This window comes from uncultured Treponema sp. (assembly GCF_946187725.1).
Lineage (GTDB): Bacteria > Spirochaetota > Spirochaetia > Treponematales > Treponemataceae > Treponema_D.
This window is the reverse complement of sequence record NZ_CAMHSK010000012.1, coordinates 62,911-82,366: the sequence shown is the minus strand read 5'-3', so window position 1 is coordinate 82,366 and position 19,456 is coordinate 62,911. Positions and strand designations below refer to the sequence as shown.

The 19,456-nt window shown below is 41.7% G+C and carries 15 protein-coding genes; 1 reads left to right on the top strand and 14 read right to left on the bottom strand.

Translation table 11 applies throughout. The annotated features are described in order from the left end of the window. The 13 genes from pnp to Q0Q74_RS06800 form a co-directional block, all read right to left on the bottom strand. Positions 1–1,675, bottom strand: a 1,675-nt coding sequence (pnp, locus tag Q0Q74_RS06860) for a polyribonucleotide nucleotidyltransferase (protein WP_294429587.1), incomplete at its 3' end; no start/stop codon positions are given. A 15-nt stretch (positions 1,676–1,690) separates the two neighbouring features. Then, positions 1,691–1,960, bottom strand: a complete 270-nt coding sequence (rpsO, locus tag Q0Q74_RS06855; protein WP_294429586.1) for a 30S ribosomal protein S15 — start codon at positions 1,958–1,960, stop codon at positions 1,691–1,693. 29 nt (positions 1,961–1,989) lie between these two features. Then, positions 1,990–3,807, bottom strand: a complete 1,818-nt coding sequence (truB, locus tag Q0Q74_RS06850) for a tRNA pseudouridine(55) synthase TruB (protein ID WP_294429585.1) — start codon at positions 3,805–3,807, stop codon at positions 1,990–1,992. Further along, entirely contained in the window at positions 3,794–4,195 is a 402-nt protein-coding gene (gene rbfA, locus Q0Q74_RS06845) for a 30S ribosome-binding factor RbfA (RefSeq protein WP_294429584.1), read from the bottom strand. Before rbfA ends, truB begins: the two co-directional genes overlap by 14 nt. A gap of 3 nt (positions 4,196–4,198) precedes the next feature. Next, positions 4,199–6,892: a translation initiation factor IF-2 gene (gene infB / locus Q0Q74_RS06840; RefSeq protein ID WP_294429583.1), complete on the bottom strand. Its 2,694-nt coding sequence runs from the start codon at positions 6,890–6,892 to the stop codon at positions 4,199–4,201. A 20-nt stretch (positions 6,893–6,912) separates the two neighbouring features. Next, positions 6,913–8,406, bottom strand: a complete 1,494-nt coding sequence (gene nusA, locus Q0Q74_RS06835) for a transcription termination factor NusA (RefSeq protein ID WP_294429582.1) — start codon at positions 8,404–8,406, stop codon at positions 6,913–6,915. Positions 8,407–8,466: 60 nt separating this feature from the next. Then, a complete protein-coding gene (locus Q0Q74_RS06830) occupies positions 8,467–8,940 on the bottom strand; it encodes a ribosome maturation factor (RefSeq protein WP_294429581.1) in 474 nt (157 codons plus the stop codon). 100 nt (positions 8,941–9,040) lie between these two features. Further along, the gene (locus Q0Q74_RS06825) at positions 9,041–10,207 is read right to left on the bottom strand and encodes a hypothetical protein (protein ID WP_294429580.1); all 1,167 of its coding nucleotides are present in this window, start codon (positions 10,205–10,207) and stop codon (positions 9,041–9,043) included. 106 nt (positions 10,208–10,313) lie between these two features. After that, entirely contained in the window at positions 10,314–10,535 is a 222-nt protein-coding gene (locus Q0Q74_RS06820; RefSeq protein ID WP_294429579.1) for a hypothetical protein, read from the bottom strand. A gap of 73 nt (positions 10,536–10,608) precedes the next feature. Further along, positions 10,609–13,668, bottom strand: a complete 3,060-nt coding sequence (locus Q0Q74_RS06815; protein WP_294429577.1) for an insulinase family protein — start codon at positions 13,666–13,668, stop codon at positions 10,609–10,611. Further along, complete coding sequence (locus tag Q0Q74_RS06810) at positions 13,661–14,950, bottom strand: flagellar motor switch protein FliG (protein ID WP_294429575.1); 1,290 nt, start codon at positions 14,948–14,950, stop codon at positions 13,661–13,663. The genes Q0Q74_RS06815 and Q0Q74_RS06810 overlap by 8 nt, the downstream gene beginning before the upstream one ends. A gap of 143 nt (positions 14,951–15,093) precedes the next feature. Continuing rightward, a complete protein-coding gene (locus tag Q0Q74_RS06805; protein ID WP_294429573.1) occupies positions 15,094–15,813 on the bottom strand; it encodes a flagellar filament outer layer protein FlaA in 720 nt (239 codons plus the stop codon). Further along, the gene (locus Q0Q74_RS06800) at positions 15,813–16,610 is read right to left on the bottom strand and encodes a flagellar filament outer layer protein FlaA (RefSeq protein WP_294429571.1); all 798 of its coding nucleotides are present in this window, start codon (positions 16,608–16,610) and stop codon (positions 15,813–15,815) included. Before Q0Q74_RS06800 ends, Q0Q74_RS06805 begins: the two co-directional genes overlap by 1 nt. Before the next feature lie 306 nt (positions 16,611–16,916). Between Q0Q74_RS06800 and Q0Q74_RS06795 the strand changes: the two genes are divergently transcribed. Then, complete coding sequence (locus Q0Q74_RS06795; RefSeq protein ID WP_294429569.1) at positions 16,917–17,915, top strand: class II fructose-bisphosphate aldolase; 999 nt, start codon at positions 16,917–16,919, stop codon at positions 17,913–17,915. A gap of 166 nt (positions 17,916–18,081) precedes the next feature. On the opposite strand, the gene Q0Q74_RS06790 is transcribed toward Q0Q74_RS06795, so the two are convergent. Next, positions 18,082–19,452 (bottom strand): DUF1343 domain-containing protein, encoded by a 1,371-nt coding sequence (locus tag Q0Q74_RS06790; RefSeq protein WP_294429568.1) that lies wholly within the window; start codon positions 19,450–19,452, stop codon positions 18,082–18,084. Between the last annotated feature and the right edge of the window lie 4 nt (positions 19,453–19,456).

The following is a 19,456-nucleotide window of genomic DNA, read 5'->3' as shown; positions in this document are numbered from 1 at the left end:
TTTTTGGAGCAAACGGGCTGATTGGCTGAGGCTTGTCGATGCACTTCTCCATGATAGAAAGGATATGCAAACGGCCAGCTTTTGCCTGTGCCAAAGCGTTCTTCATGATTTCAGTTGTGACACCAGCAATTTTGATGTCCATCTGGAAACCAGTAATACCGTCTTTTGTACCGGCAACCTTGAAGTCCATATCGCCCAAGTGATCTTCTTCACCAAGAATGTCAGAAAGAATCTTGTAGCGGCCATAAGGATTGTCGCCTTCCGGTTCTGTAATCAAGCCCATTGCGATACCAGCGACCATCTTTTTCATTGGAACACCAGCTGCGAGCAATGAGAGACAACCACCACAGGTTGAAGCCTGTGAAGACGAACCGTTTGATTCCATGATTTCAGAAACAACGCGTATTGTGTACGGGAATTCTGAGATTGGCGGAATCATCGGAGCCAAAGAGCGGCGAGCCAAGTTTCCGTGACCGATTTCTCGGCGGCCAGTCGTCAAACGGCCAGTCTCACCTACAGAATACGGCGGGAAGTTATAGTGGAGGATGAAGTTTTCGCTTCGTTCTCCATCGATATCGTCAAGAACCTGTGCGTCAAGTGCAGTTCCCAAAGTTGTTACAGCGAGAGACTGTGTTTCACCACGCGTAAACAAAGCTGAGCCATGCGGGCGTGGAAGAACATTGACTTCACAAGTGATTGGACGGATTTCGTCACATTTTCGGCCATCGATTCGCAAACCTTTGTCCAAAATTGATTTTCGGAGCAAATTATACTGAATGTCATCGAAGCACTGGTCGAAGAGTTTTTTCTGAATCTCATCGGCAAGCTGTTCTGCATGGTTAGCAACAATCTGCTTTTTAACTTCAGAGATTGCCTTACCGCGGTTCATTTTGCCGTCCTGGAAGCAGGCTTTTTCGAGAAGAGGTGTTGCTTCTGCAATGATTGCATCTTTGTTCTCAAGCTCAACATTGAGAGGAGCAAGAGGAAGCTTTTCTTTGCCACAAAGAGCAACAAGCTTTTCCTGAAGTTCACACATTGCAGTGATGAAGCCCTGTGCCTTTTCGAGAGCACCAAGCATTACATCTTCTGAAACCTCATTTGCGCCGCCTTCAACCATTGTAAAGCCGTCTTTTGTACCGGCAACAACGATTTCAAGCTCAGCCTTTTCCTGCTGCTGGAATGTCGGATTGATGACATATTCGCCATCGATGTATGCAACTCGTGCAGCAGCTACCGGTCCATGGAACGGAATATCAGAAATTGAAACAGCTGCAGAAGAAGCAACTACGGCGAGAATATCAGGCGGGTTGATTCCATCAGAAGAAACACAAGTAGGAACAATCTGAATCTCACGGCCAAAGCTGACTTCAAAGAGAGGTCTCATCGGTCGGTCGATAAGGCGTGAAACCAGAATTTCCTTGTCCTTTGGTCGTCCTTCGCGTTTAATGAATCCGCCAGGAATTTTACCTGCAGCGTAGTATTTTTCGTTGTACTCAACAGTAACAGGAACGAAATCAAGACCTTCTTTTACTTCAGAAGAGCAGCAGACAGTCGCAACAATTGCTGCACCTGCATACTGTGCATAAACACAGCCGTTAGCCTGCTTTCCAAGTTTTCCAGCCTCAAGAATGAGTTCATCATTACCGATTTTGTAAGTTACGCGATTAATTGCCATTGCTTACCCCCGTTTTTATTTGCGGAGGCCAAGTTCTTTGATAAGAGCTCGGTAAGTTTCGAGATCTTTTCTCTGAAGATATTTGAGAAGAGCGCGGCGTGAACCGATTACTTTAAGCAACGCGCGTTTGCAGTTTGTATCTTTTGGGAAATTCTGCGTGTGTGTTGTGAGCTGTTTGATTCGCTCTGTGAGAAGAGCGATCTGAACTTTTGTGTTACCTGTGTCGGCCTCATTTGCGCCGAATTTGCTGACTACAGCAGCTGTTGTTTCTTTTGTAAGTGCCATTTACTTACTCCTTAAAAAAAATATCCTGGCTAAAAGAACTTAATTGACCTGACATAACCGCTGATTAAATTATCAGAGAATGCGAGGCGAAGAATCCCATTCTCTAATGTACAATCAGCGCTTGCCATAGTCTTTTGCGCTTCACCAGATTTATAGGTCTCATCGAGACCTGTCATCAAGCATTCACTTGATGCTCTTTTCAAATTGAAGAAACTCACCATTGTACGGTAAGTTCCGTTTGGAGGCAGAAGCTGCCTGCCTTTTTTGGAAGCAAAAATGATTTTATCGTCTTCCTTACGCCAATGAAAGCCTGTACAGTCAAGTTCAAACGGCTTCAAAAGCATCTTCTGAACCAGAGAAAAGTTTTTCTCCAGCACGCACTTCCTAAGCCTTGAAGAAGAAACCCTTTCACCCTCAAAAAATACTGAATCGATTGTATCGACAGTAAAATTTAATTCCAAAGCGATTTTCTTGATTTCTTCCATTCCTAAAAGCCCTTTGTAACCGCAGTGAAAATCAACACCCTCTGCAAGATACTTTAAATTACAGTTACGAACGAGCGATGAAAGAAAATCATGTCCTTCAATTCTACCGAATTCCGAAGAAAAGTCAACGACTACAGCGAATTCAAATCCATATAATGCAAGATTATCCAGTTTTTGAGAGAGAGAAACAATATCGCCCTCATATTCGGTTGGATTTTTGTAACCGCGAAGAGAACGCGTAAAGGTAAGCACCCCCGGAACAAGTCCCTCTTCTTTTTGGGAAATAACGGCCCTAAAAAGAGACTGATGCCCCAAATGAGAACCGTCAAAACTTCCTATTGTAAGTGCAATCCCCTTTTCTTTAAAATCACTGTTGAAGCGCCCTGTTGAAATTTGCTCCCAGGAATAGATTTTCATTTTCTGCTCAGTATGAATCACAAAACCATAATTAAGCAGGAATCTATTTTTATCCTGTTTTTTTGTAATTACCCCGCCGAATTTTCCGTCCGGATAGAAAACAGCAATCTCACTTCCAGAATTTTCAGAGTTCAAATCCGAAATGAACATCTTGTTTTTTAGAGGCCGCCCATTGTTGAAATCAGATATATATCTTGAAGCAAGAACAGCTGTGTCCATTCCGCATAACGACGCAACTTCAGGAGTCATATCCAGCAGAGAGTTTCGGATTTCTGCTTCCATTTTATCATCTGACAATAGCTGACTGTCCGAACCGACCGCATCTTTAAGGAAAAAAGGCCCGACACGAGTTCGCAAAAGTTCTTTCAGATGAGCAACAGTTCCGCATTTTGAAGCAATGTCACGGGCAAGGGAACGAATGTAAGTTCCTTTTGAGCAGGAAACTTCTATTCGCGCATATTTTTCATTAAAATCGAGCAACTTAATAGAAGAAATCGTGATTTTTCGAGGCTTTAGCTCAACAGATTTTCCTTCACGCATCAAATCACTGGCACGCTTTCCGTCAACATGAAGCGCACTATAGGCAGGCGGAATTTGGTCGGTTTCACCTAAAAAATTGGGTAAAACAGATTCAATTTCTTCTTTTGTTGGAAGTTTTCCAGTTTTAATTACCTGCCCCGTTGGATCCAGAGTATCAGTTTCAGAACCGAATTCAATCAGCGCTTCGTAAGTTTTATCGAAATTTGTAATATGAGGAACAAGATGAGTAAGTTTTCCGACCAGAACGACAAGAAGGCCGGAAGCAAAGGAATCAAGCGTACCCGTATGACCGACTTTAGTAGTACCAAGGGCACGCTTTACGGAAGAAAGAGAAGAAAAACTTGTCTTTCCGGGCTGTTTTGCAAGCAGAACAATCCCGGAAATATCAGCGTTAGTTTTCTTCATTCGCGGCAGAGTCCTGCTCTCCTTCCGACTGATTTTTCTCAGCCTCTTCAAGCCGATTGAGCTTATTTACCATATCAAAGCCATCTTTTATGCTCGTATCGACCACGAAAGTAAGCTTCGGGAACTGGCGAATTGTAAGCTTTTTGGCAATTGATGACTGAATGAAGCCAGCAGCAGAATTCAATCCCTCAACACCCTTTCTAATCTGAGATTCGTTCAAGAAACTTGACACATACACTTTTGCATAAGCCAAATCCTTGGCAACCTCAACACGATTAATTGTGAGAAATGTTGAGACACGAGGATCTTTTACCTTCTGGAGCATAATCAGAGTTGAGATTTCGTCTCGAATCTGTTCTCCAAGCTTGAGCATTCGGAATTCACCCATGAACTACTCCTCAGAAGAAGATTCAGCGGCTTTAGAAGCCTCTTTCTCTTTTTCTTTAGCGATTGAGTCGCCAAGTTTGCGGGCGATTTCGACATATTCGAATACCTCAAATACATCGCCTTCCTGGATATCCTGCCAGTTTTCAAGACCGATACCACATTCAAAGCCATATGTGACTTCTTTTGCATCATCCTTGAATCGCTTGAGTGAAGTGATTTTTCCAGTGTATTTAACGATTCCGTCACGAATAAGATTGACAGAACTTGTTCGTTTTACGACACCTTCCGTAACATAACAACCAGCGATGATACCGACTTTTGGTACACGGAATGTATTTCGAACTTCGACCTGACCTGTAACTTCTTCTTTTGTATCCGGTTTGAGCATACCTTCCATTGCAAGAGTGATTTCTTCAACACACTTGTAAATGATGTTGTATTTTCGGATATCAACCTTTTCCTGCTCAGCAAGCAATTTTGCCTTTGGAGTCGGGCGAACATTGAAACCGATAAGGATTGCGTTTCCGTCTGCTGCAGCCAAAGTGACATCAGACTCGTTGATTGCACCTGCAGAAGAATGGATTACATTCAAGCGGATTTCAGGAGTTGAAAGTTTTTCAAGGCTTGTTTTGAGAGCCTCGGCACTACCCTGCAAGTCAGCTTTGATGATGACTTTAAGTTCGTTGATTTCGCTTGCCTGAATTGTTGAAACAAGATTATCAAGGTTGACTTTTTTGACAGCTTTTGCAGCCTCAAAGCGCTTGAGTTCCTGTCGTTTTGCAGAAATTGCACGTGCATCCTTTTCGGTTTCTGTAACCTGGAATGGATCACCGGCATTCGGCATATCGTCAAGACCAAGTACTTCGACAGGCATACTTGGAAGTGCTTCATTGACCTTTTCACCACGGTCATTGAACATAGCACGGACACGACCTGAGTAAATTCCTGCAACGAACGGGTCTCCGACTTTGAGAGTACCGCTCTGAACGACGACAGAAGCAACAACACCGCGTCCCTGATCAATTCGAGACTCAATGACTTTTCCTTCAGCACGAGTGTCATAAGGCGCTTTAAGTTCGAGAATTTCAGCCTGAAGAAGAATAGCATCAAGCAAATCATCAATTCCCTGACCTTTGAGAGCCGAAATCTTGACATACTGAGTGTCACCACCCCATTCTTCAGGAGTCAATCCCTGATTTGAAAGCTGCGTCATTACATTTTCAGGATTTGCGTCAGGTTTATCAATTTTGTTGACAGCAACAATGATTGGAACTTTAGCATCTTTTGCATGGCTCAAAGCTTCCAAAGTCTGAGGCATTACACCGTCATCTGCTGCGACAACAAGAACAACGATATCTGTAATCTGAGCACCACGGGCACGCATCATTGTGAATGCTTCGTGACCAGGTGTATCAAGGAATGTAATCGTTCCCTTTTCTGTATGAACCTGATAAGCACCGATTTTCTGAGTGATACCACCAGCCTCGCCAGCGACAACATTTGTCTTTCGGATTGCATCCAAAGTCTTTGTCTTACCGTGGTCAACATGCCCCATGACAGTAACGATAGGTGAACGGAATTTCAGATTCTCTTCATCACCGACATCACTTTCAATAACGGTTTCATCATAGAGAGAAACGAGATGTACTTCACAATCATATTCTGCGGCAAGCAAAGTTGCTGTATCTGAATCGATTGATTGGTTGATTGTGACCATCATTCCCATTCCCATGAGTTTAGCGATGATATCGCCTGCCTTGAGGTTCATCTTTTTTGCCAAATCAGAAACGGAGATGGTTTCCATTATATCGATTGATTTTGGAACTACGCTTGCAGGACTATTCTGCTTCTTCTTGTAGAGTTCCTCTTCATCAAACAACTCTTCTTTATCTTTTCGCTGACCGTAAACCTGCTTTTTGCCTTTGAACTGCTTTTTACCAGCAGCTGGAGCAGGAATCGGAGCCGGTGCAAATCCACCTCGTGGAGTAAAACCAGAACCTGCAGGTCTGTTACCACCAAAACCTGGACGGCCGGCTGTACCATTATTGAATCCAGGACGATTTCCAAAGCCAGGTCTTCCCTGACCGCCCTGACCATTGAATCCGCCACGGTTGAATCCGCCCTGAGGACGACCAGCACCCTGACCGTTAAAGCCTCCGCGGTTAAATCCGCCCTGACGGTTATTATCGCGTTCACGGTTCTGATAGCCTTCACGAGCCTGAGCACCTGTGAAACCACCGCTTCGCTGACCGCCCTGACCGTTAAAGCCACCACGGTTATTGTTATAAGAACCGTTATTGTAACCGCCTCGCTCCCGGTTATAGCCGCCCTGTCGAGAGCCAGAAAGATTACCAGCCTTTACATTCGGGCGAACAGAATTTAACTCAAAGGTTGTCTTCTGAGGTCGGGCAGCTTCCTGTTTTGGCTTTTCCGGCTCAGAAGCAGGCTTTACAGCGGAAGGAGCAGCACCAGACTTTTTGACGACGACATGAACGCCGTTCTTGGCCTTTTCTTCCGGATTTGAGTCTGCCTTAGCTTCATTATTTGCATTTGAGTTCGGAACGGTCTTCTTTTTTATGACAATTTTCTTTTTTGCCGGTGTAGAAGATTCGTTTTTAGAACTTTCAGCTGCAGTTTCAGGCTTCTTTTCCTTTTTTCTTAAAACAAATTCTGGTTTTTTTTCAGCTTCTTCCGCCATATTCCTATATTTACCTCTTATTACTCGTCCTCTTCAAATTCGAACTCAACGCCACACGACGGACATTTTGTCATGTCAAGCGTGATTTTTGCGCCACATTCAGGACAGAAGTACTCTTCTTCATCGTCTTCAGCGGCTGTATTTGTTTCTTCTGAAGGAGCAGTCTCAGAATCATTATTTTCTTCACTTGAATCAGCTTCGTCTTCCTCAACGAATTCTACATTATTGTGAATAATCTTGCTGACTTCTTCAAGGTCATCGGCACTAACACCTTCGATTTCGCCGATTTCACCGCCTTCATAGGCAACGATGAATTTTTCAATATCCTCATAGCCAGCTTCTTTAAGTTTGGCAGCAACATCCTGATTAACTTCTGGCAAATCAGCGATGACTTCAATTTCATCCGGCTCTGCGCTCTCTGCAGGAGCATTGCTGAACAGTTCCTGAGCACGGCGTGTCGTGATTTCAGTAAGATCCATCTCAGCAGCCTGCTCTTCTGTCTTAACATCAATACTCCAGTCACAAAGGCGGTTTGCGAGTCGTACATTCTGACCGTTTTTACCGATTGCGACAGAGAACTGCTCATCACTTACAATTGCAAGAGCTGTCTTTTTCTCATCATCAAGAATAACTACGCGGCTAACTTCCGCAGGAGAAAGTGCATTTTTAATGAATACAACCGGGTCGTCTGAATAGCGAAGAACATCGATTTTTTCGCCCTCAAGCTCACGGATGACATTCTGAATTCGCATACCTTTTGGTCCGACGCATGAACCGACCGGATCAACATCTTCTTTTGTGGTAGCAACAGCGATTTTAGTACGATAACCAGCATCGCGGACAATCTTTTTGATTTCGACCGTTTTGTCCTGAATTTCAGGAACTTCAAGCTCAAGAATAGACTGTACGAATTTTGGATCAGAACGGCTCAAAATGAGCTGAAGTCCTGAAGAAATTCTCTTTAAATCTACGATGAAAGCCTTGATTCGGTCATTTTTCTGGTAAACTTCACGCGGAGACTGATATTTCTTTGGCAAAACGCCTTCAACCTTTCCCAAATCAACATAAATATTACCATTATACTCACGCTGGAAATAACCAATGATGATTTCTCCAACCTTATCTTTATATTCATTGTAAAGTTTGTCTTTGAAAGATTCGTTCAAACCTTTATGAGTTTCCTGTTTACCAACAGAAACTGCTGAGCGGTCAAAAGTTTTTGGATCGACGATAATGTCAATTTCATCACCAAGCTCACACTCAGGCGAAAGTTTGAGAGCATCCTCAAGCTCAATTTCCGTTACAGGGTCATAAACACCGTCAACGATTGTTTTTCGTGAAGCAACCGTAACATCTGACATATCATCAGCGAAAGTAATGACGCAGTTATCAGCTGTACCAAAAGTACGCTTATAAGCCGCCCTTAAAGTGTTCTCAATAGTCTGTTTGACTGAATCCAATGAAAAGCCTTTATCCTGGGTCAATTCACGGATTGCATCTGCCATTTCTGACATACCAAGTCTCCTATTACAATATTCAATATACTTTCTGCAGGCTCACCTTAAAAAAGGAACCTACAGATGAATAAATTTTGCCTTTGCTATATTTTCAAAAGAAATAACTTTTGTTTCCAGAGAGCCGTCTTCTTTTTCTTCTTCAAGAGTCAAAGAAGTTCTGTCAGCAGCCTTTAAAACACCGCCAACCCAGTCCGTAACAGTCTTATCATACACCCGGATTTCACGACCTAAAAAAAGAGGAAATTCAGCTGCATTTTTGATGTTACGCTCCATACCCGGTGATGTAAGTTCCATGTAAGTATTGTCCGTTCCGAGCATTTTTTCAAGAGCAGGAAGAAGAATTTTATGAACACGAGAGCAATCATTTACACCGATGTTTACACTGGAATCTGCTCCAGTAATAGTTGCAAGGATTTGAGTTACGCCGTTCTGCGGTGAAATTTTCAACTCCACGAGATGAAAACCAAGCTCACTCACGATTTTTTCACATTCTGCATAATGAGGATATGAATCCAAAGCAATATAATCCATCAGCGCTCCGACAATAAAAATGGACTCGTTTTTGCGAGTCCATTAAAATATTTCTATTTAAATGTTATATTATTGTAGCAAGCGATTCTGATTCTGTCAACTACTTTCCGACTTCTTCAGTCTGTCCGAATTCACAGACTGCCTCGTAAACATTTGCATGTTCCAGAAGTTCAAGATTCTTGCCGATTTTTTTATATACACGAATTTCACCGTTTCCAATGCCGCCCAGGATTTTTAAGAGACAGCGTTTTCCTTGCGGCATCTCATAGTCACGGACGAACATGTCTTTACCTTTACAATAAATATCAGCGTCTATGACATATTTTCCCTGGTGCACGCTGACCGTCCAATGAACTTTTTCGCCATCTACAGGATCAACGCTCTGAGAGCAGTCATGTACAATCGCATTCTTCTTAAAAATTTTCCGGTTTCTTACGATATATTTTGAATTCTCAAGCTGCATAAAAGCACAGAGTTTACCGCCAAATTCACCTTCCATAGAGAAACATGAATTCAGCATGGATTTTCCGTTTATTATGCTAGTCATTTTTGATGAAGAAATATGGAAATACGGAGACTTTGGTTTTTTCCCCCAGCTTTTATCGATATATCCATAAGATGATTTTGGAAGAACAACAAATTCCTGATTATCAAAAACTACTGTTCCAGAAAACAAAGATTTTACTCCAATCGGAATCCAAAGCGCATTCATCTTATTATAAAGAGGTTCAGATTCAACAACACGCTCAAATTTTAAATCCCAGCTCATTGAACCAGGATTACACAAAAGTTCTGGCTTAACACGCAAATCCTGAACAGTAACAGCAACAGAACCAGAAAGAGCATTAGAAGAAAAAAGGCAGTCCGCAACCTTAAAGGTTTCGGTATTTTTTACAAGTGCAAATTGAGATGAAGCGACGAATTTATTCATCTGCTTTCCATTTACACCAAAGGCACCTGCTTTTACAAGAACATAGGAAGGTTTTACATCAATTTCATCATTGGCATGGGCCGCAGAAGCTGTGCCTGCAAGAGCATACTGCAAATCAGACTCCGAGATGGCAAGCCGCGACTTCTGACTAAGCAAAGCAACTTTAGGAGAGACAGCCGGATTTACGATGTATAATTCGATAAAAAACTTACACTCTTTACCAGTTACCTTACTGATTGCAGAGAAAACATATCTCCAGCGTTCAAAGCCCTGATGTCGCAAATTACCGCGAAGCACATACTGGTCAAAACGCTTGTAAATCTTTGAACTTGCCATTTTTGCCTTCCAAAACTAGCTCAAATCATTTTTAAACTAATTATCTTCTTTCATTTTCGACACTTTTGAAAATGAACTTTAGAAAGCTTAGAAAAATGTTTAAGTTTTATTTGAGGAATTTGTTAAGAGTGCTGTCGATGTCCTCTTTTTCGAGAGGAAAATTGTCATCAAGATATTCAAGACACTCCATTCCTGCCTGCTGAACATGCTCGTACCATATTCTATAAAGCTCAGGTTCAAGCTCAGCACTTGGCATTGGTGCCCCCTGAATATCAGAAACAAGCTGCCTCATCATTTTTATACATTCATCAAATTTTTGATTTTTCATAAAAGCTCCAAAAAAAAGTATCTAAAAAGAAAACAAACCGTAAAAAAAACTTACGGAACCTTTCCTTAGAATATTATAATGGTAGATTAATGATTTTTCCAGCAAAACCGTTGGTTAAAATCATTTTTTTATCACAAATAAAGACCCGTTTCCTGATTTTATCGATTTCTTTTGCAGAAACACCCTCAGCAAGACGACGGAAAGCTGCTTTCAAATCATCTTTTTGGGTATGAAGGATTCCGAGCACCTTACGCTCACGGTCTTCATCAAGAATTCCATAAAGCAGCCTTGTCAGCGCACTCGATCCCCTGCCCTTCGGAGACTGCGGCTGAATAAAATGACTGTAACAGCCCATGACAGCCCTCTGAACATCTTCATCACTAAAATCAATCTCAGAAGCGCCTCGAATACATTCTTCAAACACATTGCAGGAATCAAGAGGAGCTGGATCCCGGTACGAAGCAAAGACCAAAAGGCCAGACATAGGCTCCGCATTACAAAATGCACCATAAGCGCCGCCAATCGTCCTGATTTTTTCCCAAAGCAAATTGTTTGAAAGCCAGTGTGCGCAAACTTCCTCATGGAAACTGTTTTCATCTTCATATTTTGAAGCAGGAACACACTCCGAAGCATAAGCTACCTGAGAAGATGTTACAAAGGCAAACTCATTGCATCCAGAAGTTGAATCGCCTTCGATATCAGTAAGTGCAAAAAAATCCGCATCGGAACAAAGCCGTGCATCAACCGGAGCATGAATTTTAACCTCTGAAATGAATTCCGGAAGAATCTGCGAAAGTTTTTCAAAACCTGATTTTTCTGCAGTAACATGGATAAAAGCCCCGCCCCTCTTCAATTCAACAAAAATCCGCCGGAAAGAAGAAGCCGTATCTCTGACAGGAGCATCTGCCAGTTTTTTTATTGAATAATATTGACTCAATCCATTCCAGATTTCATCAACCGCATTTTTTCTTGAATGACGGCACCAGACTCTCGTTGAAGCAAAGACATGCCCATCAGGAATAATCGAAGCCTCAAAATCATTTCTGCTCTCGTTAAGGATATCCTGGATTCTTTTTTCGTCCGAAAAATCAGTTCCCAAAAGGCAGTCTTTTAAGAGGGAAAGAGCCTCGCCCGCTTTTTCCTCAAGCATAGCCATTCTGAAAATCAGCCAATCCCTCTTAATCCAATTATGCTTTGCGGCAAATTTGAGCGCATTTTTTGTATTTGGGCCTTCCATCGTAAGAAGATTTACTCCAAGCCCGCCAGATTTTAAAGCACACTCTTCGGCTGTCTGAGCCCAATTCAGATTATTCCATCCACATTCTGTAACACAGTCCGCAAAAGCCGGTAAAACAGGATAATCAGAAGGTTCAAGCACATCGGCAGGAAAACCAAGGTCAAAATAGATGATTCCGTTTGTATTTTCAACATTTTTTATAAAAGGAACTGCACTTTCATCAAAACCGCGAAGTTCATCAATAATCGTTGACGGCAGATTCATCATAGGATGGCCATCCTTTATGAAATCCGCTGGTGTAAGATGCGGGAGACAGGAATCATCATCCTCCTGAGACTGGAACAAATGAAGTTTTTCGTTTTCAGCCTTGATTTCCTCGGCAGATGTTTTCTTTAAGAGTTCTGCAAGAAGTTCTTTTTCGGCATTTTCGCGTTTTTCAGTGTAATTTTTTGACGGAGCAACCACAACAAGCGAACGATTTTTATTTTCAAGGAAAAGTTTTCTGAGCAAAGAAGGAAGATAAGAATCATCACTTTCAATTTTTGCACGAATTTTCTCAAGGTGAGAGCGGAGGCGTATTTGATTTTCAAGGCCGTCTCCATACTGCCATCCGTAAATTGGGCGAGCCATAAGGGCAAGAGCATACGGACCATGACCACGCTTTATTTCACGGTGAGAAAATTCAAGTGTCGTAAGAGTTGATTCTATGTCTTTTTTAGAAATTCCGTTTTCAACGAGTTTTTTTATTGTATCAAGAATTACCGACTCGACTTTCTTTTCATAACCTTTTTTTACACCACGCAATCCGGCAGTAAAAATCGAAGTATATATAGAAGAAAACATTCCATTTTGCGGTGCAGTATCTTCTCCGAGTCCACTTTCCAGCAAGGCTTTTTGCAAAGGAGAGCCATCATGATTGCACAAAATTCCTGCAAGAACCAGCTTTTCTGTCGCAGAAACAGCATTCTCAGAGCGACCGACATTCCAGTTCACAAGAACCGTATTCGCCTCTTCGCCGTCACCACTAGGCCCTTCGGCATAAACTTCAAGAGGCTTTTCGATATTATCAGGAACGACAAGATTCAAAAAATCTTTAAGATATGCCTGTCGCGCCTGCTCAGAAACATCGATACCCGGGAATTTCTTTTCAAGCCTGTCAAGGAAATTTTCCTGTAAAAAATCAAGCTGCTCTTCAGTGGGGATATTTCCATGGAGAAAAACAAAACAATTATCAGGGCGATACCATTTTCTATGAAAATCAAGGAAATCATTATAACTGAGAGTTGGAATTTCAAGAGGGTCGCCGCCAGAATCTTTTTCATAAATCGAACCCTTTAACAGACTGGCGATTGCAATATCATAAACGACTGATTCAAAGGAGGAATAACTGCCCTTCATTTCATTGTATACTACACCTTGAATCGAAGCCTTACCATTGTCATCAAGCTCAAGTCTATGCGCTTCCTGCATAAAGATTTCTTTTTCCAGCCTCGGAAAAAAAACAGCATCGCCATAAACAGACATGAGATTAAAATAATCAGCCTTTGCAATAGAACTTGCAGGATAAACGGTCTTGTCTGAATAAGTCATGGCATTAAGATAAGTCTTAACGCTCTGATTTGACATGACAACAAAGGGATCTTTTACAGGATACAGTTCAGAACCACAGAGAACAGAATGTTCAATTATATGCGCCACACCGGTTGATTTTGTATTGGGAGTACGAAAGGCGAACGCAAAAAGATTTTCACTATCTTCATTAAGTAGATGAAAGACTTCTAGACCAGTTTTTTGGTGCCGAAGATGAATTGCTGTTGAATGATAATCAGGCACATCAAAAACATTAAGAACTTCAAAAGATTTGTAAAAATCACCTCTTTTTAATCCACTAGACATAAAGTTCGTCATCCCTACCTTTTATATACAATTTGCCTTCTTCATGCGCACGCCGTAACGATGAAAAAAATTGAGCAGTTGCCTTGTCACAATCACTTTTTCGCATCGGATGGAGGAAATTTTCAGTTTCAAGAATAGATTTCCGTCGATTTTCAGACACATTCCCCAAAATTTTCTCGCGGAACTTTTCTTCTTTTGTCGCAATAAGATATGCGATTTCTTCTTCATCCATATTATGCAATTTATCCTGAATAAAACGATCATCCGCATTGATAATATCTTCCGAAGTAAAAAGAAGTTCACGCAAATCTTCACCAAGCTCAGGATCACCGTCAGCAAGATTATTAAGAATTCCCTCTTCAGCCTCAGGACTCATACGCTTTAAGATTTGTGCGAGAACACTCTTTCCATCAATTGAGTCCGATTTTGAAGTCGCAAGATGATTCATTTTTTCCTGAAGTGCTTTATCTACCCGCTGAACAATTTCCGGAGATATTTTCGTAAGTTTTGCGAGACGCATAATTACATCTTTTTTATCTGATGTTTCAAGAGAATTGATAACCTGCGCAGAAATTTTAGGATTCAAATATGATAGAACCAAGGCCTTAACAGCATTGGATTCGTCTTTCAAAAGAAGAGAAACTCTGTCACTGTCAGAACCTTCAAGATACTCAAACGGTTTGCCGGAAATCTGCGAGGCTGTTTTTTCAAGAATAACACTCGCTTTATGGGTTCCGAACGCTTTTTCAAGGATAGCCCTTGCTGTATCAACGCCACCCTCTTCCCTAGCCTTCTTTACAAGTCCCTGGAATTCTTCAAGGATTTCCTTTGCTTCTTCAGGCTCAACATAACGGATTGATGCTATTTCAGGAATTATCTTTTCAGTCTGTTCATCACTTAAATGAGGAAGAATTTTTGCAGCTTCATCAACACCAATAAGCAGAAGAAATTTTGCGACGCGCCGATAAATATTTTCACGGCCGTCTTTTTCTTTTGGCTGCTCAGGAACTTTTATCAATCCACCAGATGTAAGTGCTTTAGCCGCAATCTTAGCAGATTCATTTCCTTGAAAATTTTTATCATTTAGCTGAGGAAAAAATCTTTTATCAAAAAATTCATCAATTCTATTTTTATTCGAGGAAAAATCTTTTTTTCCTTCATCGGTTACTGTTTGATGGGAAACTTTCTCAAAAACCGGTTTCTGTATAACCTTTTTATCTCCAGAAGAATCATTACCACCACTAGACTTATAAGCATTGACTCTGAAATTATTAAGATTCATAAAATTATTCTAGCACATTTGAAAAAAGATTAACATACAAGGATTTGATTAAATTATAAAAATTACAGAAAAAGTCGTTTATAGAAAAAAAACAACCCCGCTGAAGAAAAATCCAACGGGGCTTAATAAATCAGATTTACAGACTACCAGTCATCGTTAATATCATCTTCATCGCGGTTCTGAAGATCGTAAAGATCTGTAACAGCACGAAGATCATCAAGATACAAGTAATATGTACCACGAGCAAGCATCGGGTTACAGTCAATTCGGAATCCAACGATGCGAAGACCAGGTTTAACACCATGGTAAGCAGAACTCTGAATAATTCCATGCTCTCCATCCGGAGTTGGCGGAATTGCTACAGAAAGTTTTCTCCATCCAGAGAATCCAAGTGAGCCCAAATATAGTTCGAAATTGTTACCATTATAATCCTGTACAAGGAGATACATCTGGTGATCCATATTTCGTCCAGCGACCCAAACAGAAACTGTCTTAGTAATACCCTCGATTGGAATCGGGCGAGCAGATTTTACGAAGAACGAATTCAAGCCACGGCGGAAGAATTCAACCTTTACACCGAGAACTTTTGAATCCTCAACATCTTCTTCTCCCTTAAGAGGCTCTTTTGCCATCGGGCTACCGCTGAAAAGACGAACACCAATGACACCGTTATCCGGAGAAATATGTGCATTCCAGCTTCCCTCAAGTTCATATCGGTCAACCGAAATTTCCTGCAAAGCCTGTCGGGCTGCGTCATTACCGATTACAGTTGGATCTGGCGTAGCCAAGCTTTCATTGTTTTCCTGAGCAAAAAGCGCTACTGAAAGTGTCAGTGCGAAGGCTGCTGTAAGTAATTTTTTCATTATTTAGCATCTCCTTGTGATGATGATGAAGTGCTTCCGCTTGAACTTGAATCACCAAAATCAATATTCTTAAGTTCGTATCCATCGAAAACATCGCTCAAAGCATTTGTAGTGAACTTGAGCTGATCGAAGAAGATGTTGAAATCATCAACATACTCATCCGGATCTGTGCGGACTCGGAATCCGACAAATGTCATAGCAACAGGACCAGAGCGAAGGCGTGAGTGCTGGCGTACACTTGAAGGAATCGGAACAATTATATTGCGCCATCCGTTGAAAGCAAGGTTTCCTGCTGGAAGAGTATAAACACGACCATCTGCATCACGAACCAAAAGATCAATAAAGTAAAGATAATTTGCACCCCAAACCCAGAAATCAATCTGAGTTACAGTTCCGATGAACGGAATCTCAAAAGGTTTTCCATCTTTCTCTGGATAAACTTCGAACCAGTGTTCACCCTTACGGATATAGCTTGTCTGAACACCAAGAACCTTTGGTGTTTCACCCTCTTTATTGAAATATTTGAGCGAATTCGGCTGACCCTCGAAATATCCCATTTTTGGGAATCCCTTTTCCTTATCAATATAGTGGCTGGCCTGCACTGCCCATGTCCAATTGTAAGCTTCTGTGTTGCTACTACCCAGTCTGCCAGGAACCTGATAATCCTGAGAACCAACATTGTCAAAATTATCAATGATTTTTGTTTCTACAGCCTTCGAGCTTGGTTGCGCCACTGCAGGAACAGAGAAAGCAAGCAGAAATGCAAAACCAGTAAAGACTACTACGCCCTTTTTCATTCAAAACTCCTTTTTATTTATTTGTGCGCCTTTTTGCAGAGACACCCATATTTTGTAATATCGGCAAGACTCAACAATATCTGCACAAAAATCATTCTAATTATATTTCTTACTCTCATCTTTGTCAAATAATTTGAAAGAGTATTTTTCGTTTTTTTCAACATCCCTTTAATTATTGGAAAAGAAAAGTTGTTTTCAAAAAAAACATTAGACAAAAGCGTCATCTTCTTGATTTTATCGCGTTTTCGACATAGTATAGAGCATACCGTTTGTAACAAATCCATACAAAGGATTTTAGGAGATTTTATGACTAGCTACAAAGAACTTGGATTGGTGAACACAAAAGATATGTTCGCAAAGGCTATGAAGGGCGGATATGCTATCCCGGCTTTCAATTTCAACAACATGGAGCAGATGCAGGCTATCATCATGGCTTGTGTTGAGGCTAAATCACCTGTAATTCTGCAGGTTTCAAAGGGTGCACGCCAGTATGCAAATGCAAACATCCTCCGCAACATGGCTCGCGGTGCTGTTGAATACGCTCATGAACTCGGCTGCGATATCCCAATCGTTCTTCACCTTGACCACGGCCCAAATTTCGAAGTTGCAAAAGACTGTATCGACAACGGATTCTCTTCTGTAATGATTGACGGTTCTGCACTTCCTTATGATGAGAATGTTGCCCTTACAAAGAAAGTTGTTGAATACGCTCATGCACACGATGTAACAGTTGAAGCAGAGCTTGGCGTTCTCGGTGGCGTAGAAGATGATGTTGCTGCAGAAGAGTCAAAATATACAAAACCAGAAGAAGTTGTAGACTTCACTTCAAAAACAGGCTGTGACTCACTCGCAATCTCTATCGGTACATCACATGGTCGCTGCAAATTCACTCCGGCACAGTGCACACGCACTCCAGACGGTGTTCTTATTCCACCACCATTGGCATTCAATGTTCTCGAGGCAATCGAAAAACAGCTTCCTGGCTTCCCAATCGTTCTCCACGGTTCATCTTCAGTTCCAGTTGAATATGTCAAAATCATCGAGCAGTACGGCGGAAAAATCCCTGATTCAGTAGGTATTCCAGAAGATCAGCTCCGCAAGGCAGCTAAATCAGCTGTCTGCAAAATCAACATCGACTCAGACGGACGCCTCGCAATGACAGCTGCAATCCGCCGCCACCTTGCAGAACATCCGGGAGACTTCGACCCACGCCAGTACCTCTCACCAGCCCGCGAAGAGCTCAAAAAGATGTATATGCACAAATGTGTTGAAGTTCTCGGTTCCGCAGGACACGCTTTGGACTAGTAGAAATGAAAAATTAGCAATTAGGAATCAGAAATTGTAGAGCGGGACTTTGGTCGCTTTGCTTCCTCGTCCCGATTCTGAGAAAGACAACTAATTTCTAACAAAACGAAAAATCCCTGGTTTGTGAAGAATTTTCTTTCAAACCGGGGATTTTTTTTCAGCCCAACTATTCTTCGTACAAAAGATATGGCTTTCGAAGATTCCTAAAACTTGTAATGTCGCTCTGCCAGCCTTTCTTTATTTCTTCGGCTGAAAGTCCAGATTCAACCTGTTCCCGAAGTTTTGACGAGCCGCTTAAAAGGTCTATCCAATAGTAATTCTTTAAGCGGAGACTTCCCCAGAATTTCGTTTTTTTTCCGACAATTTTTGCTTTATGGTACGCATCCAGAAGATAGGAAATGTCGCAGCCTGCAGCAAAAATTTCTTCGATAGGTTTTGAACGAAGGTCAATCCCATAGCATTTTTCGCCCAAAAACGGCGGATTTACAGCACCAGGCATTGATTTCGGCTCAAAAGAAAAATCAGCGCCACTAAGTGCAAAAAAGCAAGGGCTTCCGTAAACTTCAAAGGGGAAATCAGTGCCACGCCCTATGGAAACAATCGTGTTCTCAAAAAAGCAAGTTGAAGCGTACAAATACACAGAGCGCATATCCTTGATGTTGGGCGAAGGAGCACGGACGAGCGCGTATTTGGTCTGATGAGTGTAATTTTTGCAGGGAATTACCGTGAGATCACATGCATTTTTATCAGCCGAAAGCCATCCCTCGCCGTTTATCATCAGGGCAAGTTCACCCAAAGTCATGCCGTGCACCGTCGGAAGCGGGAGCAGCCCCACTCCGGATTTGCATTCATCCCTGAGAATTTCACCGTCTACATAAAAGCCGTTCGGATTCGGACGGTCAAGGATTATGACTTGTTTTTGATTTTTTGCACATTCATCAATAAGATAATACAGCGTAATGTAATAAGTGTAGTATCTAAGCCCGACATCCTGAATGTCTATGACAAGCGTATCAAAAAACTCCATGTTCTTTGGATTTATCGTATGGTTCATGTCATCTTCATAAAGAGAACGAATCGGAACGCCCGTTTTTTCATCGACGCTGTTTGCAATAATTGTGCCCGCATCTTCTGTGCCCCGAAAACCATGCTCCGGGCAGAATATCGTCGTTACATTAATTCCGTGGGAAATGAGCAAATCAAGGACATGATCCCCATAAGAAACGGATTTTCCCGACAAGTCTTTTCCAAAAGGAATGAGTGAAAAATCGTTTTCAGCAGAACTTACGAAACCGCCATACTGAATTCTTCCGTCCGAAAGCGTGATTTTGTCACCAACGATACCGGAATGATTTGAAAAGAGCGCGACCCGTTTGTCTTTTAAAAGAGGTTCATATTGCTCAAACTGCTCATCACCAAGAATTACGCGGGATTTTAATCCGTAGCCCGCCGATTTTGACAAAGTGCAGACCGTGAAAATCAGAACGCCCGCAAAACAAATCATCAGTAGCAGAAAATACGCAGTCTTCTTAATCATTTTA

Coding starts and splice junctions, on each gene's coding strand:
- rpsO (WP_294429586.1), bottom strand. CDS start 1,960: ATGGCACTTACAAAAGAAACAACAGCTGCTGTAGTCAGCAAATTCGGC.
- truB (WP_294429585.1), bottom strand. CDS start 3,807: ATGAAGAAAACTAACGCTGATATTTCCGGGATTGTTCTGCTTGCAAAA.
- rbfA (WP_294429584.1), bottom strand. CDS start 4,195: ATGGGTGAATTCCGAATGCTCAAGCTTGGAGAACAGATTCGAGACGAA.
- infB (WP_294429583.1), bottom strand. CDS start 6,892: ATGGCGGAAGAAGCTGAAAAAAAACCAGAATTTGTTTTAAGAAAAAAG.
- nusA (WP_294429582.1), bottom strand. CDS start 8,406: ATGTCAGAAATGGCAGATGCAATCCGTGAATTGACCCAGGATAAAGGC.
- Q0Q74_RS06830 (WP_294429581.1), bottom strand. CDS start 8,940: ATGGATTATATTGCTTTGGATTCATATCCTCATTATGCAGAATGTGAA.
- Q0Q74_RS06825 (WP_294429580.1), bottom strand. CDS start 10,207: ATGGCAAGTTCAAAGATTTACAAGCGTTTTGACCAGTATGTGCTTCGC.
- Q0Q74_RS06820 (WP_294429579.1), bottom strand. CDS start 10,535: ATGAAAAATCAAAAATTTGATGAATGTATAAAAATGATGAGGCAGCTT.
- Q0Q74_RS06815 (WP_294429577.1), bottom strand. CDS start 13,668: ATGTCTAGTGGATTAAAAAGAGGTGATTTTTACAAATCTTTTGAAGTT.
- Q0Q74_RS06810 (WP_294429575.1), bottom strand. CDS start 14,950: ATGAATCTTAATAATTTCAGAGTCAATGCTTATAAGTCTAGTGGTGGT.
- Q0Q74_RS06805 (WP_294429573.1), bottom strand. CDS start 15,813: ATGAAAAAATTACTTACAGCAGCCTTCGCACTGACACTTTCAGTAGCG.
- Q0Q74_RS06800 (WP_294429571.1), bottom strand. CDS start 16,610: ATGAAAAAGGGCGTAGTAGTCTTTACTGGTTTTGCATTTCTGCTTGCT.
- Q0Q74_RS06795 (WP_294429569.1), top strand. CDS start 16,917: ATGACTAGCTACAAAGAACTTGGATTGGTGAACACAAAAGATATGTTC.
- Q0Q74_RS06790 (WP_294429568.1), bottom strand. CDS start 19,452: ATGATTAAGAAGACTGCGTATTTTCTGCTACTGATGATTTGTTTTGCG.